Annotated in this window: 23 protein-coding genes and 3 tRNA genes; all 26 read right to left on the reverse strand. The window is 50.4% G+C overall.

Annotated features, from left to right (window positions below):
* Positions 1 to 128 precede the first annotated feature (128 nt).
* Positions 129 to 1,352 carry a type II secretion system F family protein gene (locus DWY89_RS08375; protein WP_118524115.1) on the reverse strand — a complete coding sequence of 408 codons (1,224 nt, stop codon included), beginning with the start codon at positions 1,350 to 1,352 and terminating at the stop codon, positions 129 to 131.
* A gap of 345 nt (positions 1,353 to 1,697) precedes the next feature.
* The gene (gene sufU / locus DWY89_RS08380) at positions 1,698 to 2,132 is read right to left on the reverse strand and encodes a Fe-S cluster assembly sulfur transfer protein SufU (protein WP_107000051.1); all 435 of its coding nucleotides are present in this window, start codon (positions 2,130 to 2,132) and stop codon (positions 1,698 to 1,700) included.
* Positions 2,122 to 3,333: a SufS family cysteine desulfurase gene (locus tag DWY89_RS08385; RefSeq protein ID WP_118524114.1), complete on the reverse strand. Its 1,212-nt coding sequence runs from the start codon at positions 3,331 to 3,333 to the stop codon at positions 2,122 to 2,124. Before DWY89_RS08385 ends, sufU begins: the two co-directional genes overlap by 11 nt.
* A gap of 79 nt (positions 3,334 to 3,412) precedes the next feature.
* The gene (locus DWY89_RS08390; RefSeq protein ID WP_118524113.1) at positions 3,413 to 4,555 is read right to left on the reverse strand and encodes a SufD family Fe-S cluster assembly protein; all 1,143 of its coding nucleotides are present in this window, start codon (positions 4,553 to 4,555) and stop codon (positions 3,413 to 3,415) included.
* A 91-nt stretch (positions 4,556 to 4,646) separates the two neighbouring features.
* Entirely contained in the window at positions 4,647 to 6,053 is a 1,407-nt protein-coding gene (sufB, locus tag DWY89_RS08395; RefSeq protein WP_118524112.1) for a Fe-S cluster assembly protein SufB, read from the reverse strand.
* 99 nt (positions 6,054 to 6,152) lie between these two features.
* On the reverse strand, positions 6,153 to 6,923 hold the full coding sequence (sufC, locus tag DWY89_RS08400) for a Fe-S cluster assembly ATPase SufC (protein WP_107000429.1): 771 nt from the start codon (positions 6,921 to 6,923) through the stop codon (positions 6,153 to 6,155).
* Between the two features lie 259 nt (positions 6,924 to 7,182).
* Positions 7,183 to 7,632, reverse strand: a complete 450-nt coding sequence (locus DWY89_RS08405; RefSeq protein WP_118524111.1) for a SpoVA/SpoVAEb family sporulation membrane protein — start codon at positions 7,630 to 7,632, stop codon at positions 7,183 to 7,185.
* 15 nt (positions 7,633 to 7,647) lie between these two features.
* Entirely contained in the window at positions 7,648 to 8,211 is a 564-nt protein-coding gene (locus DWY89_RS14620) for a stage V sporulation protein AB (protein WP_243022803.1), read from the reverse strand.
* A complete protein-coding gene (locus tag DWY89_RS08420; protein ID WP_118468785.1) occupies positions 8,201 to 8,836 on the reverse strand; it encodes a stage V sporulation protein AA in 636 nt (211 codons plus the stop codon). The genes DWY89_RS14620 and DWY89_RS08420 overlap by 11 nt, the downstream gene beginning before the upstream one ends.
* Positions 8,833 to 9,045, reverse strand: a complete 213-nt coding sequence (locus tag DWY89_RS08425) for a hypothetical protein (RefSeq protein WP_022358678.1) — start codon at positions 9,043 to 9,045, stop codon at positions 8,833 to 8,835. The genes DWY89_RS08420 and DWY89_RS08425 overlap by 4 nt, the downstream gene beginning before the upstream one ends.
* 120 nt (positions 9,046 to 9,165) lie before the next feature.
* Positions 9,166 to 9,888: a SigB/SigF/SigG family RNA polymerase sigma factor gene (locus tag DWY89_RS08430; protein WP_118468787.1), complete on the reverse strand. Its 723-nt coding sequence runs from the start codon at positions 9,886 to 9,888 to the stop codon at positions 9,166 to 9,168.
* A complete protein-coding gene (gene spoIIAB / locus DWY89_RS08435) occupies positions 9,881 to 10,339 on the reverse strand; it encodes an anti-sigma F factor (RefSeq protein ID WP_182430738.1) in 459 nt (152 codons plus the stop codon). Before spoIIAB ends, DWY89_RS08430 begins: the two co-directional genes overlap by 8 nt.
* Positions 10,340 to 10,481: 142 nt before the next feature.
* Positions 10,482 to 10,829, reverse strand: a complete 348-nt coding sequence (locus DWY89_RS08440; RefSeq protein ID WP_022358681.1) for an anti-sigma factor antagonist — start codon at positions 10,827 to 10,829, stop codon at positions 10,482 to 10,484.
* Positions 10,830 to 11,076: 247 nt separating this feature from the next.
* On the reverse strand, positions 11,077 to 12,498 hold the full coding sequence (locus DWY89_RS08445) for a tetratricopeptide repeat protein (protein WP_243021992.1): 1,422 nt from the start codon (positions 12,496 to 12,498) through the stop codon (positions 11,077 to 11,079).
* A gap of 6 nt (positions 12,499 to 12,504) precedes the next feature.
* A complete protein-coding gene (locus DWY89_RS14385; protein ID WP_022358683.1) occupies positions 12,505 to 12,660 on the reverse strand; it encodes a hypothetical protein in 156 nt (51 codons plus the stop codon).
* 54 nt (positions 12,661 to 12,714) lie between these two features.
* Positions 12,715 to 14,058, reverse strand: coding sequence for a Mur ligase family protein (locus DWY89_RS08450; RefSeq protein WP_118522701.1), 1,344 nt, complete (start codon positions 14,056 to 14,058; stop codon positions 12,715 to 12,717).
* A gap of 297 nt (positions 14,059 to 14,355) precedes the next feature.
* Positions 14,356 to 14,428, reverse strand: a tRNA-Thr gene (locus tag DWY89_RS08455).
* Positions 14,429 to 14,473: 45 nt separating this feature from the next.
* Positions 14,474 to 14,545: transfer RNA gene (locus tag DWY89_RS08460), tRNA-Glu, on the reverse strand.
* 18 nt (positions 14,546 to 14,563) lie between these two features.
* Positions 14,564 to 14,637 (reverse strand) — tRNA-Pro (locus DWY89_RS08465).
* Between the two features lie 130 nt (positions 14,638 to 14,767).
* On the reverse strand, positions 14,768 to 15,103 hold the full coding sequence (locus DWY89_RS08470; RefSeq protein ID WP_022358560.1) for a metal-sensing transcriptional repressor: 336 nt from the start codon (positions 15,101 to 15,103) through the stop codon (positions 14,768 to 14,770).
* A 73-nt stretch (positions 15,104 to 15,176) separates the two neighbouring features.
* Complete coding sequence (locus DWY89_RS08475; RefSeq protein WP_118468793.1) at positions 15,177 to 17,849, reverse strand: heavy metal translocating P-type ATPase; 2,673 nt, start codon at positions 17,847 to 17,849, stop codon at positions 15,177 to 15,179.
* Positions 17,850 to 18,060: 211 nt separating this feature from the next.
* Positions 18,061 to 18,567, reverse strand: a complete 507-nt coding sequence (locus tag DWY89_RS08480) for a small multi-drug export protein (RefSeq protein ID WP_022358562.1) — start codon at positions 18,565 to 18,567, stop codon at positions 18,061 to 18,063.
* A gap of 3 nt (positions 18,568 to 18,570) precedes the next feature.
* The gene (locus tag DWY89_RS08485) at positions 18,571 to 19,146 is read right to left on the reverse strand and encodes a zinc ribbon domain-containing protein (RefSeq protein ID WP_118468795.1); all 576 of its coding nucleotides are present in this window, start codon (positions 19,144 to 19,146) and stop codon (positions 18,571 to 18,573) included.
* 249 nt (positions 19,147 to 19,395) lie between these two features.
* Entirely contained in the window at positions 19,396 to 21,813 is a 2,418-nt protein-coding gene (locus DWY89_RS08490) for a DUF6449 domain-containing protein (RefSeq protein WP_118524584.1), read from the reverse strand.
* Entirely contained in the window at positions 21,788 to 22,687 is a 900-nt protein-coding gene (locus DWY89_RS08495) for an ABC transporter ATP-binding protein (protein ID WP_117795722.1), read from the reverse strand. The genes DWY89_RS08490 and DWY89_RS08495 overlap by 26 nt, the downstream gene beginning before the upstream one ends.
* Complete coding sequence (locus DWY89_RS08500) at positions 22,674 to 23,066, reverse strand: GntR family transcriptional regulator (protein WP_107000076.1); 393 nt, start codon at positions 23,064 to 23,066, stop codon at positions 22,674 to 22,676. Before DWY89_RS08500 ends, DWY89_RS08495 begins: the two co-directional genes overlap by 14 nt.
* Between the last annotated feature and the right edge of the window lie 142 nt (positions 23,067 to 23,208).

A 23,208-nucleotide genomic window follows, 5' to 3' on the forward strand; every position in this document is an offset into this window, starting at 1 on the left:
AATTTAAAGAAAAATGGTACTGGGCATAACACCCAGCACCAAGTTTGTCTACAGTCTGAACAGAGAATTATCTCTGCGCCATCCATCCTCTGCTGTATCACATTTCACATGTGTGCAGTCAATTACGCTTACATCAGATCGTACATCGTAAAGATAGGCAGATAAATCGACACTACAATGATACCCGCAAAAATCGCAAGCACCACCAGCATCGTCGGTTCCAGCAGTGCCAGAAGCCGCTGAATTCGATAATCCGCCTCGTTGGCGTAATAATCGGCAACATTGTCCAGTGTCTCCTCGAGCTCACCGGTTTCTTCTCCGACGGAACACATATCGACCATCGTCGGCGGGAAATATTTCTTTCCCTGCAGACATTCCACCAGACTGCGTCCCCGCTCGATTCCTTCGCGCATGGAGCGAACATCCTCGCTCAGAAGTGCATTGTCCATGACCTTCGCCGTCGTGTCAACCGCCTGATTGATCGTGATACCCGCTGCCAGAAGCACCGACATTGTATTGGCAAACTGCGCTGCGCCGTTCATCTGGTTGATCGCGCCCACAAGTGGAAGGGATAACATGATCTTTTCTTTCTCAATCCGTCCCTGCGGCGTATTGCCGTAGACCTGCGAACCAATCTTCAAAAACGCCAGCACCGCCAGCATCAGCAGCCACCACTTCGCGAAGAAATGAGAAGTCGCGATCAGCATCCGCGTCATCAGCGGCAGCGTACCGCCCAGATCGGCAAATACATCTGCCAGTGTCGGGATAACCTTCGCCATGACGATAATCAGGACAACCACCGCAACCGCAACGACAAACAAAGGATAGGTCATCGCTCCCTTGATCTTCTCCGTCGTCTTGTAGGACTTTTCGTAAAACTTCTGAAGCCTGTCAAAGGATCGTTCCAGCGTACCAGACTGCTCGCCTGCCCGGATCGTCTCGATAAATGTGAGCGGAAAACGGTCGCTATACTTTTCCAGCGCCGACGCAACGGTACTTCCTGCAGCTACTTCCTCTGCCGCAGCCCCCATGATCTTCCGGATCCGCTTGTCCTCATTCTGATCTGCCAGCATACGCATCGCGTGTGCCACTGTCATGCCCGAATGAAGGGTGAGCGCAAACTGTGAACACAGGATCGCCAGCTTCTTCGTCTTGATCCGCCTGCTTCCGATCTCCATTTCCAGGAGACTGCCCTCATCAGGTCTTTTCTTCTCTTTCTTTTGGCTGATGCTCAAAAGAATCGGATAGTTTTCCCGGATTCTGGAAGCGGCTGCCGCTTCACTCTCAGCCTGGAGCACTCCCCGGACTTCTTTTCCATCCCGTCCCAGCGCTTTATATGAAAAATTTGGCATCTCTCATACCTCCAGCCACAGGATTCAGCTGTACGCCATCCGTATGTACATCGCCATCTGCATCCTTTTTATCATTATTTTAACATCTTTGTTTGTTTTTGTAAATATGCCGTCAATCTTTTGGATATTTTATACGAAACACGCATCTAGATCGGCTTTTTTTTGCTATTTTCTCTATACGTGTTTTGTTTTTGCCAATCTATTTTTGTATATATTTTCACCAACACATCTGACTTTTCTTTCTTTTCCAGACTATTTCAGGTATATAGATCATCAGAGCGGAAATGGTACGTCCCGCCCTGACACTCCCAAAAGAATAGCTCCCGTTTCTTTTTATCTTCTCTCTTATTTCTCGTTTTCCTTATCCAGCATCTCTTCCATCGTATGCCATCCCAGCACCGCGCATTTGACACGCGCCGGCATATGGGAAACATCGACCAGGGCACCGGCTTCCTCGAGTTCTTCGATCTCGTTCTCGCCTGCCTCGCCCTTGATCATCCGCAGGAACAGATCCGCCAGATGGCGTGCTTCCTCTTCGGATTTTCCGATGATCAGATCCAGCATGATATCAGCGGATGCCTGGGAGATTGCGCAGCCGCTTCCCTCAAAAGCACCGTCTACCACCTGTCCATCTTCGACCTTCAGCTGAAGAATGATGTCATCTCCACAGCTCGGATTGACGCCCTCTAATACCAGATTGGCATCCGGCAGCTTTTCTTTATGTAACGGATGCAGATTGTGATCCGTCAGTATTTCATTGTAAAAGGTTCTATTCTCCATATCCCATTTTCCTCCGGATTTCTTTCAGGTTCTGGACAAAACGGTCGATGTCCTCCTCCGTATTGTAGAACGCAAAGCTGGCACGCGCTGTTGCAAATACACCCAGATGTTTTAAAAGCGGCTGGGCGCAATGGTGGCCTGCGCGCACATTGACATTTGCGGCATCCAGAATCGACGCGATATCGTGCGGATGTACGCCGTCCACGGTAAAGCTGATAATTCCGTTGTGCTCTTCCGGCTTATCACTTCCCTGGATATGAACGCCCGGAATCTGCTGCATCGCCGTCATTGCCCGTGTTGTCAGCAGCTCCTCACGCTTCCGCACCTCGTCAAATCCGACGTTCATCAGATAATCGATCGCCGCCTGTAAGCCGACCGCACCGCCGCCATTGACGGTACCGGCTTCGAATTTGTGCGGCAGTTCGGCAAAGACTGCGGATTCCCGGCTGACCGAATCGATCATCTCGCCGCCCGTCAGGAACGGCGACATCGCATCCAGAAGGGTCTCTTTTCCGTACAGGACGCCGATTCCCATCGGTGCCATCAGCTTGTGACCGGAAAATACAAGGAAATCTGCATCCAGTGCCTGCACATCCACCGGAATATGCGGGGCGCTCTGTGCCGCATCGATGACGATGACACCGCCTTTTTCATGCACCAGTTTCGTCAGCTTCTCTACCGGATTTCTGCGGCCAAGGACATTGGAAATCTGCGGCATGGCTGCGATCTTTGTCTTTTCTGTCACCAGGGCTTCCATATCCTCATCCCGGTAGGAACCATCCGGCTGACATTCCAGATAAACGAGCTTCGCGCCTGTCTGTCTGGATACCATCTGCCACGGCAGGATATTGCTGTGGTGGTTATCAATGCTGATTAAGATCTCATCGCCTGCTTTCAGACTGGTTAAACCATAGCTGTACGCGATCAAATTCAGGCTCTCGGTGCTGTTGCGTGTAAACACGACCTCGCTCGTCTTTCCAGCATTGATAAATTCCCGCACGCGCTCTCTTGCCGCTTCATATGCCTCCGTCGCCTCGATTCCCAGCTCATAGAGCCCGCGGAGCGGATTGGCATTTTTCTTTGTATAGAAATCTTCCACTGCCTTTAATACCGCCTCCGGGCGCTGTGCCGTTGCCGCATTGTCCAGATATGCGATATCCGAACCCGCAAGCAGGGGAAAATCTTTCTTGTAATCTGTCATGTTCTGTTCCTTCTTATATATTTGTTTGTATACTTGCTGCAAAAACAAACCGCAGCCAACTTACAGTTTTTTCATTTTATTATCGCTTCTGGTTCATGAACTCCTGAACCTGCTTCTGTACTGCCTCGTCAGCTACCAGCTCATTCAGCGCGTCGATTCTCGCCCGCGCTACCATGCGCTCAGCTTCCTCTCTCGACAGTCCGCGGGAGCACAGATAAAACAGCGTTGCATCGTCCAGATCGCCCATCGAAGCGCCGTGATTTCCTTCGACATCTTCTTCCGCACACAGAATCAGCGGAATCGTCTGGTTTACGATGTCATCGCCGAGCAGCAGCACATCCTCGCGCTCAGTTCCCTTTGCCCCGGCGCATCCCGGCACGAAATCGATGGTTCCGCGGAACAGCTTGGAGGAACCGTCCTGCAAAACGCCAGAGACTTCCATCATACTCTCTGTCTTTTTGCCGCGATGGCGTACTGTATAGTTCATATCCAGCTTCTGGTTTACACTGGTGTAATAGCCGATCTTCGCGTCAAATGCGCTCTTTTTTCCTTCCAGCTCGGTCAGGCAGCCCGCGTAGACCTTGCCTGCGCCCAGCTCCAGTTTCAAAAGCTCAAATGTGGCATTTTCCCCGCAGGACGCACCGATATCACTCAGGCAGGTATATCCTGCGCCGAGAAGCTGCACTTCCTGAAGCTGTACCTTTGCATTCTTTTCCGCATGAACCTTTACCTGGAACGAGGATGTTCCCTGTGCGTCCTCCCCGGAGCGGAATACGATCAGCACGTTTAAGCGGCTGTTTTCCTTTGCATCCAGGCAGAGGCGGTTCTGGTAACTGCCGTTTTTGTAATCGACGCAGAGAACCGTCCATTCTGTATTTTCATTCTGAAGCACAGCTGCCGCTTCCGCTGTCAGCCGGTAGATACTTCCCGCACCGGCATTTTCTTCTGCAACAGCCGTTCCATTTACAGTGTCCGTTTTATTTGCGCCAGCCGTTCCGCATTCCGCCGCCATCGCATCGTACTCGCGTCCCATGCCGGTCTGGATCTCGTCCCACTCTTTTCCGGAAATTTCTTTTTCCCAGGTCACACCTGCTGCCAGGCGCTCCGGTTTTATCAAAACACTTTCCTCCGGCCACTCAATCTGTATCTGGCTTTCGTTCATTCCCAGCCGGTTCCAGGTTCGGGTCGGAAGAATGTTTACTATCATTTCTTTCTGTCCCATTGTTTCCTCCTGTCGTTACCATTCATGCACTTGCATGCCCCGCAGCAGAATCTGTTATTTCAAAATCCCCGCTGCAAACAGTAACCATCTATTATCCGATACTGCCTTTCATCTCAAGCTGAATCAGGTTATTCATCTCAACCGCGTACTCAAGCGGCAGCTCCTTCGATACATCATCCGCAAATCCGCTGACGATCATTGCGCGCGCGTCCTCCTCGCTGATGCCGCGTGACATCAGATAGAAAACAGCCTCGTCGCTGATCCGTCCAATCTTTGCCTCATGGCCGACGTTCGCGTCGCGGGTTCGGATATCCATCGCCGGAACCGTATCGGAACGTGAAATATCATCCAGCATCAGGGACTGGCAGGAAACCGATGCCTTAGAACCGGATGCCTGTTTTCCAATCTGTACGCTGCTTCGGAACGTGCTGACACCGCCGTCCTTGGAAATAGATTTCGTATTAATATAGGAAGAAGTCCGTTTGCCCGTGTGGACTACCTTCGCACCGGTATCGAGGTTCTGACCTTCTCCGGCAAAAGTAATGCCGGTAAATTCCATTCTTGAATCGTCGCCCTTTAAGATACTCATCGGGTACAGATACGATACGTGGGAACCAAAGGAACCCGATACCCACTCGATCGTGCCGCCCTCTTCCACAATCGCGCGCTTGGTGTTCAAATTGTACATATTTTTCGACCAGTTCTCGATCGTCGAATAGCGGAGTTTCGCATTTTTGCCGACATACAGCTCGACACAGCCCGCATGCAGGTTTGCCACGTTATATTTCGGCGCAGAACAGCCCTCTATGAAGTGCAGATATGCACCCTCATCAACGATGATCAGCGTATGTTCAAACTGTCCGGCTCCCGGTGCATTGAGACGAAAATATGACTGAAGCGGGATCGTAACCGACACGCCCTTTGGCACGTACACAAAAGAGCCACCGGACCAGACTGCCCCGTGCAGTGCTGCAAATTTATGTTCCTGCGGTTTGACCAGATGCATAAAATGCGTTCGGATCATGTCCGCATATTCGCCGTGCATCGCACTCTCCAGATCGGTGTAGACAACGCCCTGCGCCGCTACCTCCGCGCGCACGTTATGATATACTAACTCCGAGTCATACTGGGCGCCCACGCCTGCCAGCGATTTCTGCTCCGCCTGCGGGATTCCCAGACGTTCAAAGGTATCTTTGATGTCCTTCGGAACCTCGGACCATTTGGCGCTCATCTTGGATTTCGGACGGACATAGGTTACGATGTTGTCCATGTCCAGATCCTCGATATCCGGTCCCCAATTCGGAACCCGCAGGGAATTGTAAATCTGTAAGGACTGCAGACGGAACTGCTGCATCCACGCCGGGTCATTTTTCTCCTTAGAAATCTTCTCAACGATCTCCGGAGTCAGACCTGCTTTTACTTTATATGCGTCATTTTCTTTGTCTTTTATATCGTAGATGCTGCGATCAATATCATCTACATACGTTTTTTCTTTCATGTTTGATGCCTCCATATTACCCGTGCTGATTCGTTATTACTGTCGCGTTATCCTGCGGCACTCTCGATTCCCAAAATGCCTGCCTGCGAACAGTAACGATTAGTTCCGGGCGTCTGCCACACCCGCCTCACGGATAAAGGATTCGTAGCCTTCCTGGTTAATCTTATCAACCAGGGAGCCGTCACCGGTTGCCACGATCTTTCCATCTACCATGATGTGCGTATAGTCAACATGCAGTGCATCGAGAATCCGGGTGCTGTGCGTGATAATAAGAAGCGCGCCGTTCTGGTTCTTCTGGTACTCTTCCACACCCTTAGAAACCAGACGGACTGCATCAACATCCAGACCAGAGTCTGTCTCATCGAGGATTGCCAGGCTCGGATTTAAGAGCATCAGCTGTAAAATCTCAGATTTTTTCTTCTCACCGCCAGAAAAGCCCACGTTTAAGCTTCTCTGTGCATACGATTCATCCATCTGGAGAATGTCCATCGCCTTTTTGAGCTGTTTATGAAATTCCCAGATCTTTAAGTTCTTGCCAGTCTGCTGGCGCATCGCGCTCCGCAGGAAACTTTCCAGCGAAAGTCCCGGTACCTCCAGCGGCTCCTGGAAGGACAGGAACATACCGGCTTTGGAACGCTTGTCCGTGGACTCATGTGTGATATCCTCACCCTTAAATAAGATCTGACCACCCGTGATCTGGTATCTCGGGTTTCCCATCAGGACGTTGCCGAGCGTCGATTTTCCAGCGCCGTTCGGTCCCATCAGGACATGTACCTCCCCTGCACCGACGCTTAAATCAACGCCGTGCAGAATCTCTTTTTCTTCTATATTTGCCTTTATCTGATTTACTTCTAACACTTTTTCTGCCATAAAGCACTCCATTTCCGGGACCGGCTGAGACATTCATGCTCGGTCTGTCTGATCTGTGACAGCCGCCTCGTCACGAAAGCGGTTATCCTTCTTAGCAAACGTCCATCTCTCTGGTTCCTTTTTTCTATAATGAATCTGGCTGTTCAGACGGTCAGATTACCCTATGGCTATTATAGGTATTTATTTCCGGATTGTAAACCCTCATTTTTCACAAAACAAGAAAGATTCTTATTATATTATTGAAACTTTTTCTCATTTATTATTGAGTCAGCATTATCCACCCCCAATACACAACCCCTAATCCCCACGAACTCAGAATCCCATACAGGATCACCGGACCCGCGATTGTAAATATTTTGCATCCGACACCAAACACCTGCCCTTCCGCCTTGTATTCCAGCGCCGGGGATGCAACTGAATTGGCGAATCCGGTGATCGGAACCAGCACACCAGCCCCAAAAACGCGCGCCAGCTTCTGGAATACATTTGCCCCTGTCAGGATAACGCTGAGCAGAATCAGTCCCAGCATCGTCCAGAGCGCCGCCGTTTTCTCCTCCATGCCTGTCTGAACCAGACAATTTGTGCTGATCTGCGCCGCCAGGCAGATCAGCCCGCCGGAAATTCCCGCCATCAACACATTTTTCCATGTACTGTGGACGGGCGTAACCGATTTGACATATGCTTCATATTGATCTTTTCTGGCTTCCATGGTTTCTCCTCTCTTCTACTGTCTTCCAATTCCATGTAAGAAATAATACAGCGAACCCGCACATTTCCCCGCCGCAATCGCGAGAAGGAGATATGGCAGCCCCACTGCCAGACGCAGGCGGCGGCTCAGCACCGGCAGGGCTTTCAATGTCTCTGCCAGCGACATGACGAGGCAGCCTACAAAAATACCACAGGAAAGTCCCGCAGCCACTAGAAGCAGCTGTCCGGAGACATTTCCAAGCATCACCAGAAATCCAGCACCAGCTCCCGTTCTGCCACCGCCTTCTGCTGCCTTCTGCCACAACTCTGCCTCCGGCATTGCCGCTGGCCACGCTATTCTCAGGAAACTCCCGGTCAGCTGTTTCACTTTCTCTGTAAATAAATCCACCACATTTCCAAACAATCCTCCCAGCGCGATAATCGTCTCATACAAGAAGATTTTCCCCTTCGACGCCGTCGCCGTCTTTCCAATCAGGCGCGGATAAACGCCGATGACCACCAGAAAGGCGTAGACTCCCGCTGCCACCGTGCTTCCCGCCGCCAGCCCCGCCAGCAAAAGCAGCGCTTCTTTAAGAAACATCGATGTCATCCTCCTTCCGCTCCTCGTTCTGAATCAGCGTTTTATTGACATTTTCCTCATACAGGCGCATTTCTACCTCCAGCGGCGTCGGATCGAGACTGAATTTCCACGAAGTAAAATGATTAAAAAACAGCAAAATCCCCACCGGAAGCCCGATCGAATAACCGATCTCCAGCGCCGTTGTTCCGTCCGACGCCTGCCCCGTCGTGATCTCATATATTTTCTTGAATACATCCAGCACGTTTGCATCGTTGTTGAATGTCATGATCGCAAATGCCGCCCCGAAAAAGCAAATCAGGCAGACGAACAGCGTCTTGCACCACTGCCAGACAAGCGCCTGACGGTGCGGCGGCTGATAATGAATGACATAATCCGTCTCCCCCAGATTCTGCACCGATGTCCCCGGAATTTCCCGTTCAATCTGCTGGATAATCTCCATGACGTTTCCAACCAGACGGCTTTCGCGCTGTTTCCCGCCGCCGCGGATCCTCTTCACGATCATCGCACGGCAGCGGCTTTCCACGCTTTTTTCACTGCAATAAACTTCTCCCAGGCTTGCAAGCGGTACATTTTTCTCATGTACCTGCGTGATCTGGCTGAGTTTCAGATAGACCGTCTGTGTCATAATGCTGCCTTCTCCGTCTGTGCCTCCGGTCTCAAAAATGCCTCCGCGCTGTCCCCGGAATGCTGTACGAAGGTTCCGTCAATGTAGACGCTGTCCCGCCCCACTGCCATCAGACAGAGACAGAGCGCTGCCACAATCAGAATCATGCATCCGACCCAGATACAGATTCCCATCTTTTTTTTCATTGTCACTTTCACATTTCCCGTCATTTTTTTCCATCCTTCCTGTGTATTCTGGAAACTCCAAAAGTTCCTGTATCCAGTAGTATGGCTGTCTTTCAATGGAGTATGCACATTCATATATTCTGAATTATGAGCCTGTCTTTTTTCTCATGTTTCTTCCAGCTTTGCGCGCATCTGCCCTAATATTTTCCGCTCGATCCGCGACACCTGTACTTGTGAAATGCCGAGCTGCGCCGCGATCTGAGTCTGTGTCTGATCATAAAAATAGTGCCGCACAATGATCTCCCGCTGCCGTCCATTGAGCATTTTCAGTAAATCTCCCAAAAGCATCCGGTCAAGCAGAACCTCATTTTCCGCTGTCTCCCCAGCAATCCGGTCCTGAAGCAGAAGGCCAGTTTCTTCCCCGGCGCTGGCTGGTGCAGAGAGCGATTCAACCGGACTGTCCGCCGCCATCGATGCGGCAGCTTCCTCACAGCTCACTCCAATCTGCGCCGCCAGCTCTTCCAGCGTCGGCTCCCGCCCAAGCGCCGTGCAGAGCGCTTCCCGCGCTGCCCGGAGCCGCTGGTTTTGCTCTTTGATGGAACGGCTGACCTTGATGATACCGTCATCCCGGAGAAAACGTTTGATCTCCCCCGCAATCATCGGCACCGCATACGTCGAAAAACGCACCTCATATGATAGGTCAAACTTATCAATCGCCTTCAACAGCCCGATACTTCCGATCTGAAATAAGTCCTCCGTCTCACACCCCCGCCCCGCAAAGCGGCGGACGATGCTCCATACAAGCCCCAGATTGTCTTTTACCAGCGCCTCCCGCGCCGTCTTATCGCCCTGGTGTGCCCGTTTGATCTGCTCGATGGTTTTATCCATAGAACTCCGCCGTTTCTTTTTCTTCCTGTTCTTTATTCATATATCCCCTTCCAATTCGCTTTTTCATCGTCACACACGTTCCGCAGCCCACCTTGGACTCCACCTCGACCTCATCCATAAACGCTTCCATAAACGAAAAGCCCATCCCCGAGCGCTCGCCGGTCGTGTCTGTCGTATACATCGGCTCCATCGCCTTTTCCACATCCAGGATTCCTTTTCCCTCATCCCGGACCGAAATTATCAGTTCTTCTCCCTCAATCCGCGCTTCTATGTAAATAATTCCGATTTCATCGCTATACCCATGAATCACCGCATTTGTCACCGCCTCCGAGACCGCCGTTTTCACATCCTCCAGCTCCTCCATCGTCGGATTCATCCGGCTCATAAAGACTGCCGCTGTGACACGGGCAAACTCCTCGTTCGATGAATGGCTGTCTATCTCCAGGTGCATCCACGTGCCATTCTTCTCTGCTTGTCTCTGTTCATTCTGTTTAAATTTTCTGTATTCTTCTGAATCTTTTATTTTTTTAAGTTTTCCTTTCACTTCCGTTTCTGATACAGATATATCATCCGCATACATATTCATCTCTCCTTTAATGTCTCCCATCCAGTGCCTCCTCTCTCGTCCGGTACGACTGCACCAAACGATACACGCCGCCGATCCGCAAAATCCGGCGCATCCGCTCGCCTGCCCCGTACACCGCCACCGTGCCGCTGCTACCCTCCATCTGCTTATACCGGTTGAGAATTACACCGATCCCGGAACTATCCATAAATTCCGTCCCTGAAAAATCAAAAATAATCCGGTTAATATAATTTTCCGCCAGAAGCAGGTCTGTTTCATATTTGAGTGTCAGGCAGTTATGATGATCTACCTCCTTCGGCAGATGAATCACCAGCGCCGAATCGATTGCTTCGTATGTAAACATATTTCGTTCCATATCAGGATTCCCCCTTTTTCGATTTTTTATGCAGCCTTTTCCTATATACCTAAAAAGAATGTGCTTTGGCACATTCGGGCGTCTCGCGCGGTCGCTTGCGACATGTTTCTGCTTCGCGCGAGTGCGCATCCTCGCGGAGCGTTTTTTGTTTCATAGGACGTAATTTCCTATGAAACAAAAAAGCACCGTAAAGTTTTTATCTTTACAGTGCTTTTCTTCTTAATTATCTGCCGTATTATATTTGTACTTACTGCGCCGCTTGCGTCTCCGCTCCGCTGCCTGCTGCCGTTTCATCCGCCGCAGTCTCTCCCTGACTGATGATGGACTGACCTGGAACTGCAGCCTGCTGGTTATCCGGCGCAAGCTCGGCGAGCTGCTGTCTTGCCTTGTCCGCCTGCTCGGAATCCGCATACTGGGTCACAATCTGCGTAAACATTTCGACCGCCTTGTCTGTCTCGCCCTGTGCCCGGTAAATCATACCCATGCTGAAGATAACCTTCGGGTTTGCCGGACGGATCGCCAGACAGGTCTGGTAATCTGCCAGTGCTTCCGCCATACGGCCTGCCGACCACATCGTGTATGCCAGATCCTCCAGCGTCTGGTAGCCATTTGTCTCGATGTCCTGCTTTACCCCGTTGGCAATGGAAACGACCGTCTCGTCCGTAAATAACGACGGATCAAAGCCCTCATAATAGGTAACCGCCTCTGCCAGGTTATTGTTGCGGTATGCCTGCAGCATTTTGACGAGCTTCGCATACTGGTTCAGAACGCTGTCATTGCTGTTGAGCATCGTATCCAGCTTGTTCTCCGCCTCTTCTTTGTCCTTTTTCGAGGTCTCAATGCTCTCATTTAAACTGTCAATCTCTTCATTTTTCTGATTGAGCTGCTCGTTGTACTGGAGCATTTCCTGCGTATGTGCATTATTTGCCTGCTTAATCTTGGCTGGCATCACCAGGAAAAAGATAACTGCCGCGCCCAAAAGCAGTCCCGCGCCGATATTGAGCACCGACTGCAATCCCGTATTCTCCTTGTACGTCGGCGGCATAATGACATCATCATCCTGCATCTGGCGGTGGGAAAATGCGTTTTTCAGCTTTCTCCGCTCGATATCCGCCTTGCCGGTATGTTCCTTAACAATCTCCATATACCAGTTCGCCTTGGGATTGTTTTTATCAATCTTGAGTACCTTATACAGGGATTTGCCCGCTTTCGTATAATCCTCATGACTAATATGCAAAAGAGCCAACAGAAGATGTGCTTTTACAAATCTCGGATTAGCTTCTACAACTCTTGTAAGCTGTAAGGTCGCCAGATCGTCGCTTCCGGTCTGCGCCTGCAGAAGCGCCTGATTATATTTCTGAATCGTCGCGCTCGCCTGATCCAAACGATCCTGCTTGCGCTGAATCTGGTCTAAATAATAATCAGCCCGGTTATCCTGCTCCCTAAAGTTCATGCTGATAACCCACTGCACCAGCGCCTCCGACACCTCACCCATCTCATAATAGATAAGTCCGAGAAGATTTCTGGCATCAATATGATACTTGTTCAGGTTCAGGCATTTTTTCAGATACTCGACCGCCCCTGTTAAATCCCGTCTCTTTGCCCGTTCCAGCCCGGCATTGTAAAAGCTGTTGGAAATCAGGCGAATTTTTCTTGTTCGATCCATCATGTCCGCCTATTCCTTCATATGTTTTAAAAGTTCCATCATAATATCCGACATATCTGTCAGGTCACTCTTCACGATCGCCTCGCCGACCTCCTCGACCTCCAGACTCGGTTTAAAATGTTCGATTTCTTCTTCGAAATTGATTGTCATTCCTTCGCCACTCATGTTTTTCCTCCAGAGTTTCTTCCTTTATTACATGGATATACATTCCCGCTAATCTTACACCATTCTGGCGGTGCTGTCAAATCCAGTTCGGGAAATCTTTTTCTCCAGCTCTCCGATTAAATACAAAGAACCCACACAGAAGCAGGTATCCTCCGGACGTTTTTCCTGAACCAGTGTCTGATAAGCTGTTTTTACATCTGGTATACTTTGAACCTCACAGCCATCTGCCACCCGGTGTGCTGCTTTTTCCATCGCCTCCATCGAAAGTGCCCGCGATGTATATAAATGAGTCAGCACCAATCGATCCGGCTTCAGTTTCCGCATCAGTGTTTCCAGCATCGATTCATAATTTTTATCTGAAACGGCTGCAAACAGCAGAAAAATCCGACCATCTTTCCCGGACTCTTCTCTTCTGCGCGCTGCCACCTCTGCCGCCGCGCCCACAAACGCACGGATTCCGCCCTCATTGTGAGCGCCATCCAGATAAACTCCGTCCTGGATCTCCTCCATGCGTCCGTGCCATACCGCATTCCGAATGCCCGCTGCCGCTGTCTCCCCGTCCACTGCAAGAAGCCGCGCCGCCTGGTAAGCGATGCAGGCGTTGACCGCCTGATATTCCGCTTCGAAGGGAATAAACAGACGCTGGCTTTTCTCTTTTATCCTTAGAATCATCCCGCCATGTTCCCGCCGAAGATCCGTATACACTGCCGGGCTGATCGGATATGCCGGACAGGAAAGTTCCGCCGCCCGATTTCTGATAACTGCCGAAGCCGCCGCATCCGTATCATCGTACACCACCGGCATATTTTTTTTCAGGATTCCCGCCTTTTCGCCCGCGATCTGTGTCACCGTGCCGCCCAGGTATTCCATATGGTCAAGGCTGATTGAAGTGATGACCGTAAGCGCTGGATGCTCGATGCAGTTCGTTGCATCCAGCCGTCCGCCGAGCCCCGTTTCCAGAATCACATACTCCGGCTTTTTCCGGCGCACCATCCACATGAACATCAAAAACAGATATTCAAAATACGTCGGACGCCCCAGTCCTTCCTGCTCAAAATGAACATATGATGCCTTAACCGCCTCAAATGCCTCCAGGAACAGTGCATCGTCTGCTTCCTGTCCATCAAAAGAAAAACGCTCCGTCACGCGCACCAGATGAGGAGACGTAAACCGCGCCGTCCGCTTCCCGGCTTTCTGCAAAACCGCATCGAGAAACGAGCAGACCGACCCTTTTCCATTTGTTCCGGCCACATGTACGATTCTTTCCTCCTGCGGCAATGCATTCAGGTATGAAAGCATCCTGCGAAGCCCCTCCGCCGTATGTTTTTCACTGGTAAATTTCGGTATCTCATTCAGATATGCATCTGCCGCTTCTACCGTCCATTCTTCTTGTCTCATGGCATGAAATATCCTTTCCTGGCAAACGGAAGCGGCAGTACGAACTCTGCCGTCTGCCGCCTTGTCTTTTGTATGTTATTATTTTATATCATTTGCGGAGATCGTGCAAGTGGTTATATGGAATAAAGGCTGTACCGTTACTGTTCACAGATAGGAATTTTCTGAACTGAAATTTCCGTACGACACAGTTCTGATTGCAGATTTTACCAATTTAAAATGTGAAGCATCGGCAAAATCCAAGGTATTTCCAATTATACAAGAAACCCCTCTTGATAATCAAGAGGGGTTCCACTCATCAGCTCCCTGCCGGACTTGAACCGGCGACCTACGCATTACGAATGCGTCGCTCTACCAACTGAGCCAAGGAAGCATTTTAATTTGAAAAATGCTCTGGAAAACCCAAAGCAACTTTCGATGACCTGTCCGGGAATCGAACCCGGGTTTACGCCGTGAGAGGGCGTCGTCTTGACCGCTTGACCAACAGGCCGTATGTTTTATAATAGAATCGAGGCGACGTGATTCGAACACGCGACCTCTGCGTCCCGAACGCAGCGCTCTACCAAACTGAGCCACGCCTCGATTACATGACGTAGTATAATATAAATCCAGGAGAATGTCAACACTTTTTTTGAAGAATTTTTAAAAATATTTATTATGTTTAATATTTCGCTATAGTTGCTTGTGTTTGCTCAATTCGATAAATTTATATTTACTTCATCAGCTTCTGAATCGTCTTGCACAGCTCCTCAACCGCTTCTTCCCCATTTCCCGCCTCTATATCATCAACCACACAGGTTTTGATATGGTTGGACAGCAGGACTTTGGAAAAACTGTTCAGCGCCGCCTGAACCGCTGATACCTGGTTTAATATATCGACGCAGTATCGCTCGTCTTCCACCATCGCCTTCACACCGCGCACCTGTCCCTCGATCCGGTTTAAACGTTTCAGCAGATCTTTTTCTTCGGTCAGATTTCTGTGTTTGTGGCGTTCCGTCTCTCCTCCCTGACAGACCTGCGCTTGTGATTCACATTTACAACAGCCCATGCTTTTCTCCTATCTTTTATCAAAATGCTGCGAAATGGCATATTAATTCCACCATTTCGCAGCTTTTTTCATCCTACTGAATCGAGTTCACCTTATAATCCTGTGCCTCAACCGCCTCTTTCAATGTATCGTCCGCCACATCCGCACTCATGCTTACGACCGCGGTTCCTTTCTCATGGCTGACCTCTGCGCTCTCCACGCCTGCCAGTGCCTCCAACGCCTTCTTTACGCGTGCCTCACAGTGTCCACACATCATTCCTTCGATATTCATTGTCTTTATCATCGTTATTCCCTCCATATTTATATTATTTTTTTGATTCTCACTTTTTTGCATTTCTTTTGAAACAGTTTCATTTTCATTTGCTGTTTGCCCAATTGACCGGGTGTCTTCTGCCCCCATCCTAACTGCACCTGCATTTTCTGCCTTTTCTCCACCTTTATTAGCAGCCTTCTCAGCCCTCTTCCGCATCGGATGATCCTTCGATGCATCGTGCATCTTAAACAGATTCAGCCGCAGCGCGTTCGTCACTACGCAGAAGCTGGATAAGCTCATCGCTGCAGCGCCGAACATCGGATTTAATTTCCATCCAAAGATAGGATACCACAAACCGGCTGCAAGTGGAATACCCACAACATTGTAAAAGAATGCCCAGAACAGGTTTTCGTGAATATTTCGAAGCGTCGCACGGCTTAGACGGATTGCCGCCGGAACATCACTCAAACGGCTCTTCATCAGCACCACATCCGCGGCATCAATCGCGATATCTGTACCGGCTCCGATCGCGATACCTATATCGGCACGCGTGAGCGCCGGGGCATCATTGATACCATCACCGACCATTGCCACCTTGCCCTGTTCTTTCAGGCTGCGGATGACACTCTCTTTCCCATCCGGAAGTACTCCGGCAATGACTTCATCCACACCAGCCTGTGCCCCAATCGCACGGGCGGTCCGCTCATTATCTCCGGTCAGCATGACCACACGGATTCCCATGTTCTGCAGTTCCCTGACCGCCTGCGGGCTGTCTTCCTTGATGACATCTGCCACGGCAATCATACCAGCCAGACGACCATTTTTCATAAAGCACAGCGGTGTCTTGCCTTCCGATGCCAGGCGCTCAAAGGATGCCTGTTCCTGTGCGGACACCGTCGTATGTCCGCTGATATAGGAAAAGCTTCCGCCTGCCAGTGAAGCGCCGTCTAACGTACCAGAAAGTCCATTACCCGGCAGCGCCTGGAAATCAGCCGCCTCCGGCGCGTCAATCTGCTGTTCTTTTGCATAAAGAAGAACCGCTTTCGCCAATGGGTGCTCACTCTTCTTTTCCAGGGAAAGCGCCAGGCTTACCAGCTCCTTCTCAGTCACACCTCCAGACGGGATGACGTCGGTCACACGCGGCTCGCCGCTGGTGATCGTACCCGTCTTATCAAGCGCTACAATGTCCATTTTTCCGGTTTCTTCCAGCGAAACAGCTGTCTTGAACAAGATTCCGTTTTTCGCGCCCATGCCGTTGCCGACCATAATCGCAACCGGCGTAGCCAGTCCCAGTGCACACGGGCAGCTGATAACCAGTACGGAAATACCTCGCGCCAGTGCGAATCCAAACGTCTGTCCTGCCAGCAGCCAGATAATCGTTGTCACCACTGCGATCGTGATAACCGCCGGGACAAACACGCCGGAAACCCGGTCTGCAATCTTGGCGATCGGCGCTTTCGTCGCCGCCGCGTCGCTGACCATGCGGATGATCTGCGACAGGGAGGTATCTTCACCGACTCTGGTCGCCTCACAGCGCAGATAACCAGACTGGTTGACCGTTGCCGCCGAAACCGGGTCACCCTGTGCCTTATCCACCGGAATACTCTCGCCGGTCAGTGCTGCCTCGTTGACCGCGCTTGTTCCTTCCAGGACCACACCGTCCACCGGGATATTTTCACCTGGGCGTACAACAAATACATTACCCTTCTTTACCTCTTCAATCGGAACCTTTGTTTCCACTCCATCCCGGATGATAACAGCTGTCTTCGGTGCCAGTTTCATCAGTCCCTTTAAGGCATCCGTCGTTTTTCCCTTGGAACGCGCCTCCAGCATTTTTCCGACTGTGATCAGCGCCAGAATCATTGCCGCCGACTCAAAGTAAAATTCATGCATGTAGGACATGACTGCCGTGTCGTTGCCCTTTAACTGTGCGTCCGTCATCGCAAACAACGCATATGTGCTGTAGATAAACGACGCGCCGGAACCAAGTGCTACCAACGTGTCCATGTTCGGGGCGCGGTGTAAAAGTCCCTTGAAACCGCTGATAAAGAATTTCTGGTTAATCACCATGATAATTCCGGCCAAAAGGAGCTGCAAAAGTCCCATCGCCACATGGTTGCCATCCATAAAGTGCGGCAGCGGCCAGCCCCACATCATATGTCCCATCGACATATACATAAGGACTGCTAAGAATCCCAGCGATGCGATCAGACGGTGTTTTAAGACCGGCGTCTCCCGATCTTTTAAGGCGTCCTCTGCCTCCGACGCGCTCTGCGCCTGCGCTGCAGTGCCCTGTCCTTTCAGGGATGCGCCATATCCGGCATCTTCCACCGCATGAATCACGGTCTCCGGGGGCACATCGCCCTCGACGCCCATCGAATTTGTCAGCAGGCTGACCGAGCATGCCGTGACACCCGGCACTTTCGATACTGCCTTTTCAACCCGGCTGCTGCATGCCGCGCAGCTCATGCCGGTTACTGTATATTGCTTCATGGTCTCCTCCTATCTCTTAACTGCCTTTATAATATACCCCCATAGGGTATATGTCAACCCCAATTTCATTTATGATCTCTTTTTCTCAACAAAATAATAATGGACGCAAAAAGACTCTGTCCGGAGAATTTCCCCTTACAGAGTCTTTTATACATTCGCATCCATGCCGCCCTTTTGCGGGCATAGACATTATTCCATTTTTATCTGCGCATCATCCAAACAGCACGCCCAGCACGCCGTAGGACAGAATCGACATAATCACCGTCGCCAGCGCGATACCGACTAAAATCGCGCCAAATGCCTTGCCAAATTTCATGTGGAGCAGGGATGCCACCAGCGCGCCTGTCCATGCGCCGGTTCCCGGAAGCGGGATGCCGACAAAGAGCATCAGCCCCCAGAACTCATATTTCTCGATCTGCCCTTTTTTGCTCATCGCTTTGCGTTCCAGCCACAGCGCAATACCACGGAAACACGGAACCTTCTTCATCCACTCCAGCACATGGCGGATCAGAAGCAGGATAAACGGGATCGGCAGGATATTTCCCACGATACAGATCGGGATCGCCCGCAGGATCGGCACGTTTAAGAGTGCCGGTGACGCAGCCAGAAGCCCGCCTCGAAGTTCCAGAATCGGAATCATCGAGATAATGAAGATAATTGCCTCCTTCGATATGACTCCGGATAAATTAGCTGTAAACCATTGTACCAGTGAATCCATAAATTATGCCTGCTCCCCGCTGTTATTTTCATTCTGTGCCGCAGTATCGGTGGTGTTCTCCGAAACAGAGTCCGAAACATCCGCGGAATCCGCGTCTGGACCAGCCGCGCCTTCTGTTTCTGCGTTGTCAACCGCCTTATCTGCTGCAGCTTCATCCTTCTCTTCAAAGATAGTCTCCTGCATCTCCTCCGGTTCTTCCGGCTCATGCACATCTGCAGATGTCGTTGAATCCATCGGCGCACCGCACCGGCTGCAGAATGCCGCATTTTTCTCCACCTTTGCGCCGCACTCCGCGCAGACTCTTGTGCCCTCTAACTCGGCAATCTCATCCTCCAGGGACGCAATCTTCACAAGCCCTGCCTGGATAGTGTGGAACTCATCTGCAAATTTCCCTTCCAGCTCGCCCTCATGTCTGTCATAGTATGCTTTTCCCAGTGTGATATATGCCTTATTAATCTTATCTTTCTCGGCGGACAACTTCGATTTCAGCTGTAATACGCCTGTAATGTCCTTTACCCGGTTCGCAGCTTCCTTGCTCTTATCGCTGATCACCTTTCCAAGTTCATCGAAAAATGCCATATTTCTTCCTCCTCTGCGGGATATGTACGCCTCAAATTTTGTTCTGCCTGATGGGACAGTGCATCGCTGTTCTAAATGCAACGGCAGGTTCATGCAAAACCAAGGCATCTGATATTTTCTCATAACGATTCAGCCGGTTTTTGCATCAAATACATAAACCGGCTGAACCGCTACGTTTCTCCTTATTTTAGCCCCTACAGGGGAGAAAGTCAATCTTTTGCATCCCCGAATCAACTCCAGGCAACTTTTTTAATACGCAAACACCCGGTTCAACCGCATCAATTCCGGTGTCAGACCGAAGGTCGATTTCACAAACTCCGGAACCTTGCCATAGCGGAACGAGCGCTGGTAGATGCCATACTGACCCGATTCATCCATTTCATAGTCCGCCGCATATTCCCCATCATACAGGACATTCTGACCGGCATCCACCGTATATGTCTGACCTATCTCATTTTCCTCCATTGAATTTACCGAATCCCTCAAATCATCCTCTGAAACTGCCCCTGTGTCCTCTGTACCGGACACATATACTGCAATATTGATCCCCTGATATGCCTCCGCCATTTGATTGATCTGCACCATATCATCCGAAGCGGAGTTTGCAAGAATTTCTGCAATCTGTTCCGGATCTGTAATCGTTACCTCGCGTCTGCTGTTATTCTGAAGATACTCCCGCTGGCGTTTTCCAAGCTCTGTATCTGCCGGTGCCAGCTGATCCTCCGGAATCTTGCCGCCCTGATACTGAAGCACGATTTTTTCTGTATTTTCCGGCGTCACCTTGCTGCCGACCTCGGTACCACACTGTTTCAGAATCGCGATCGTCTCCTGGAAGGACGGATAAATCGGGTAATAATCAAACTGGTTAAATGTGTCATAATAGCCGCCATTTTTACGAATCACATCAATCATCGCCTGCATCTCATTTGTCTTAAACTGAATCTCCGCGATCGGCATCTCCTCCCGGCGCATATCCGGCGTCAGAGCCATCAGCTCTTTCTGGTATGCAGCAAGAAGCGCCGCCTTCGTCTGCTCATCCGGAAGCTTCACATGGCTGCAGTCCTCTTCCTCTTTGTAATTGATGCCTGCGACATCGTCTGCCTGTAGGGACAGCACCGGGTACATTCCCAGTTTATAGCTCTGATTTTCATAAATGGAATCTAGCTGTTCCCGCAGCTCCGATACATTGATCGTGCGGTAATTACGGTAAACGGTTTTTCCATTGTTCAGATGCCAGGACAGCACGATCGAATCATAGCGTGAATCCAGATCCGCCTCACTCATCCAATCCTGTCCGCCGTTCAAATGCTTCCGCTGTCTGAAAGCTGTCTCGATGCCCTGCGCGCCAATTTCCCGCAGGACACGGATTCCATCCTCATCCGAGATCTGCATTTTATCTGCCACATCTCCCTGGGACGCCCATTCCATTCCAACACTGTAGCCATCCCTATACATTCTCGGAGTCACATGGTAAGCCCCTGCCGCATTGTTGTCCAGCGCATCACAGTAAATACCCGCGTATGCAACCTTGTCAGCATCCGGCAGATAGCTGTCATATCCTGCCACATCCAGGCGGAACCCTAAGAAAATGGCTGCCACTGCCACCGCACTAATGGCAAGCTGTCTCTTATGCGCAAACAAGCTCTTAAAATCGAAATGATAGATAATTTCGATCAGGCAGCTGGTGATGAGCAGTCCGCAGATCAAGCCAAACACGGTCCAGATATCATCATTCAGGATTGACCGGAAAATCATTCCGGAAAACAGCGTGATCGGCACAACCAGAAGGAAACGGATCACCGGCTCACTTACCTTAAATGCCATCGCTCTTCCAGCCGCCTCAGACGGGCGTTTCCGGTACAGGAACATTCCCAGACCAAAGAGCAGGGCTGCCACTGCCAATGCAATGACTGCCATCCGGGTGGGATGATCCGAACCAGTTGCCGTGCCGTACCAGAAAACCGGTGAGGTCCGCTCGCACCAGCGCAGCAGGAAATTGCCATTGTCATAAAACGTCATGAAGTATTCGGAAAAATACGTCGATACCACTGCAGCCACACCCGGTCCCCAGCTAAAAAATACGCCGGTTCCAAGTAATCCTACGATCAGATTGCCTGTCAGAATCACTGCCAGCACCACCGTCATGTACACCAGGGTAAAAAAGCACATATGCTGTACATACCCAATCAGCAGGGTTCCCCATGAAAATGGCGCGCCCTTCACCTGCAGCATCACACCTGCCACCAGCAAAAACACCAGATACGGAACCGCCAGATACAGGATACCGTCCAGGCAGGTCACAGTATAAAGCATTTCACGGCTGATCGGAAGGCTGTGAAAAAAATCCGTTTTCTTTTTCGAATGGAGATACGAAAAACCGGACGCTGCCAGCACCACCGCCGTCACAATCAGGATAAATACCAGCATTGCATTCTGGATCGAATACATATGCAGCATCTCATTGGTCAGCTTTAATTTTGCTTCTGCTAACGCCGCTTCGACGCTCAGATCTTTAGACAAGTTATCCGGACGCAGCATTATGCTGGTTTCCAGCGCTGTCAGGACTGGAAACAGAAAGAAGCACAAAAGTGCGGTAAGCGCCACGCTCCAGAGACGCTGCTTCGTATTTTCTCTCATATATTTAAAAAACAAGCCTTTTGATGTCATAACCAGCCACCTCCGTTTCACTGATAAAGATCTCTTCCAGGGAAAGCGGTATCATTTCAAAAAACACCGGATGATACGCCTGTAAAATTGTCTGAATCTCTTCCCGTTTTCCGCGCACAGTAAGCGTCAGGAGACTTCCCCTCTGTTCCGTCTTTATAATATCGATTCCCTGCAAATCGCTGCTCCCCACTCCCGCCGGAAGCACACACTGAATCTTGTGAATATTTAACTTCATATCGTCCAGATCCTTTGAGAGAAGCATTCCTCCCTTGTGAAGCAGACCTACATGGTCGCAGATATCTTCCAGCTCCCGCAGATTATGGGAGGCGATGACCGGCGTGAGGTTCCGCTCCTCGATATCATTGGCAAAAAGACTCTTGACCGTCTGCCGCATGACCGGATCCAGCCCGTCAAACGTCTCGTCGCAGAACAGATAATCGGTTCCCGCGCAGATGCCCAGCAGCACAGCGAGCTGTTTTTTCATACCCTTCGAAAAGGTCTGCACCTTCCGCCGGCTTTCCAGTTCAAAATTCTTTAGCAGTTTATCAAACCGGGCTGCATCAAACTTCGGATAAATCCCCTGATAAAATACTTTCATGTCTTCCGCCGTTCCATTGCTTAAGAAATACGGCTCATCCGGGATATAAAAGCACCGTGCCTTTACCTTTGTATTCTCAAATACTGTCTCATCATCAACCGTAATGCTTCCTTCGTCCGGCTTTAAAATACCGGCTGCCATCCGCAAAAAGGTACTTTTTCCGGCGCCGTTAGTTCCGATCAGACCAAAGACACTTCCATTGTGAATCTCCGCATGGATATGATCGACTGCCACTGTATCATAAAAACGCTTCGTCAGATTCTCAGCCTTTATCATTCCTGTTTCCTCCTTCCTCACTTCCATAGCTCTGGATGACCTGCTCCTGGAACTCCAGCATCGTGATGCCGGTTCCTTTTGCATCCCGGATCAGAAGTTCCAGCTGATCCCAGATCTCCTGCCGCTTCCTCTCCCGAATCTGCCGGTTATCCGCCACAAAACTGCCCCTGCCCTTAACCGAATAAATATATCCCTGGCGTTCCAGCTCTGCATACGCCCGCTGGATCGTATTCGGATTCATCGACAGCTCCGTTGCCAGACTCCGCACGGATGGAAGCTGACTGTCCTGCTCCAAAATCCCCCGGACCATCAGATCCGACAGCTTCTCAACAATCTGCTCATAGAGAGGTCGTCGATCTTTATAATCAATCAGAATCATGCTCACATTCTCCTTTCCTCCATTCTGCCCTGTATCAAAAATCATAAGTGTATTAGTTCATTTAATACAGTTATAGTATACAAAAAGGGCAGCCGATTGTCAACCGACTGCCCTCTTACGATTTTCTTAACAACCTTTTCGG

The organism is Clostridium sp. AF27-5AA (assembly GCF_003478415.1).
GTDB lineage: Bacteria > Bacillota > Clostridia > Lachnospirales > Lachnospiraceae > Otoolea > Otoolea fessa.

Excerpts from the sequence above, each read along its gene's own strand:
- DWY89_RS08420 (WP_118468785.1), bottom strand. The coding sequence starts at position 8,836 with ATGACACAGACGGTCTATCTGAAACTCAGCCAGATCACGCAGGTACAT.
- DWY89_RS08445 (WP_243021992.1), bottom strand. The coding sequence starts at position 12,498 with ATGATGGATCGAACAAGAAAAATTCGCCTGATTTCCAACAGCTTTTAC.
- DWY89_RS08385 (WP_118524114.1), bottom strand. The coding sequence starts at position 3,333 with ATGACAGATTACAAGAAAGATTTTCCCCTGCTTGCGGGTTCGGATATC.
- DWY89_RS14385 (WP_022358683.1), bottom strand. The coding sequence starts at position 12,660 with ATGAGTGGCGAAGGAATGACAATCAATTTCGAAGAAGAAATCGAACAT.
- DWY89_RS08475 (WP_118468793.1), bottom strand. The coding sequence starts at position 17,849 with ATGAAGCAATATACAGTAACCGGCATGAGCTGCGCGGCATGCAGCAGC.
- spoIIAB (WP_182430738.1), bottom strand. The coding sequence starts at position 10,339 with ATGCACCTGGAGATAGACAGCCATTCATCGAACGAGGAGTTTGCCCGT.
- DWY89_RS08430 (WP_118468787.1), bottom strand. The coding sequence starts at position 9,888 with ATGGATAAAACCATCGAGCAGATCAAACGGGCACACCAGGGCGATAAG.
- DWY89_RS08495 (WP_117795722.1), bottom strand. The coding sequence starts at position 22,687 with ATGATAAAGGCTGAGAATCTGACGAAGCGTTTTTATGATACAGTGGCA.
- sufC (WP_107000429.1), bottom strand. The coding sequence starts at position 6,923 with ATGGCAGAAAAAGTGTTAGAAGTAAATCAGATAAAGGCAAATATAGAA.
- DWY89_RS08470 (WP_022358560.1), bottom strand. The coding sequence starts at position 15,103 with ATGGGCTGTTGTAAATGTGAATCACAAGCGCAGGTCTGTCAGGGAGGA.
- DWY89_RS08375 (WP_118524115.1), bottom strand. The coding sequence starts at position 1,352 with ATGCCAAATTTTTCATATAAAGCGCTGGGACGGGATGGAAAAGAAGTC.
- DWY89_RS08425 (WP_022358678.1), bottom strand. The coding sequence starts at position 9,045 with ATGACGGGAAATGTGAAAGTGACAATGAAAAAAAAGATGGGAATCTGT.
- sufU (WP_107000051.1), bottom strand. The coding sequence starts at position 2,132 with ATGGAGAATAGAACCTTTTACAATGAAATACTGACGGATCACAATCTG.
- DWY89_RS08500 (WP_107000076.1), bottom strand. The coding sequence starts at position 23,066 with ATGATTCTGATTGATTATAAAGATCGACGACCTCTCTATGAGCAGATT.
- DWY89_RS08480 (WP_022358562.1), bottom strand. The coding sequence starts at position 18,567 with ATGGATTCACTGGTACAATGGTTTACAGCTAATTTATCCGGAGTCATA.
- DWY89_RS08440 (WP_022358681.1), bottom strand. The coding sequence starts at position 10,829 with ATGGAACGAAATATGTTTACATACGAAGCAATCGATTCGGCGCTGGTG.
- sufB (WP_118524112.1), bottom strand. The coding sequence starts at position 6,053 with ATGAAAGAAAAAACGTATGTAGATGATATTGATCGCAGCATCTACGAT.
- DWY89_RS08405 (WP_118524111.1), bottom strand. The coding sequence starts at position 7,632 with ATGGAAGCCAGAAAAGATCAATATGAAGCATATGTCAAATCGGTTACG.
- DWY89_RS14620 (WP_243022803.1), bottom strand. The coding sequence starts at position 8,211 with ATGTTTCTTAAAGAAGCGCTGCTTTTGCTGGCGGGGCTGGCGGCGGGA.
- DWY89_RS08390 (WP_118524113.1), bottom strand. The coding sequence starts at position 4,555 with ATGGGACAGAAAGAAATGATAGTAAACATTCTTCCGACCCGAACCTGG.
- DWY89_RS08450 (WP_118522701.1), bottom strand. The coding sequence starts at position 14,058 with ATGAGACAAGAAGAATGGACGGTAGAAGCGGCAGATGCATATCTGAAT.
- DWY89_RS08485 (WP_118468795.1), bottom strand. The coding sequence starts at position 19,146 with ATGGCATTTTTCGATGAACTTGGAAAGGTGATCAGCGATAAGAGCAAG.
- DWY89_RS08490 (WP_118524584.1), bottom strand. The coding sequence starts at position 21,813 with ATGACATCAAAAGGCTTGTTTTTTAAATATATGAGAGAAAATACGAAG.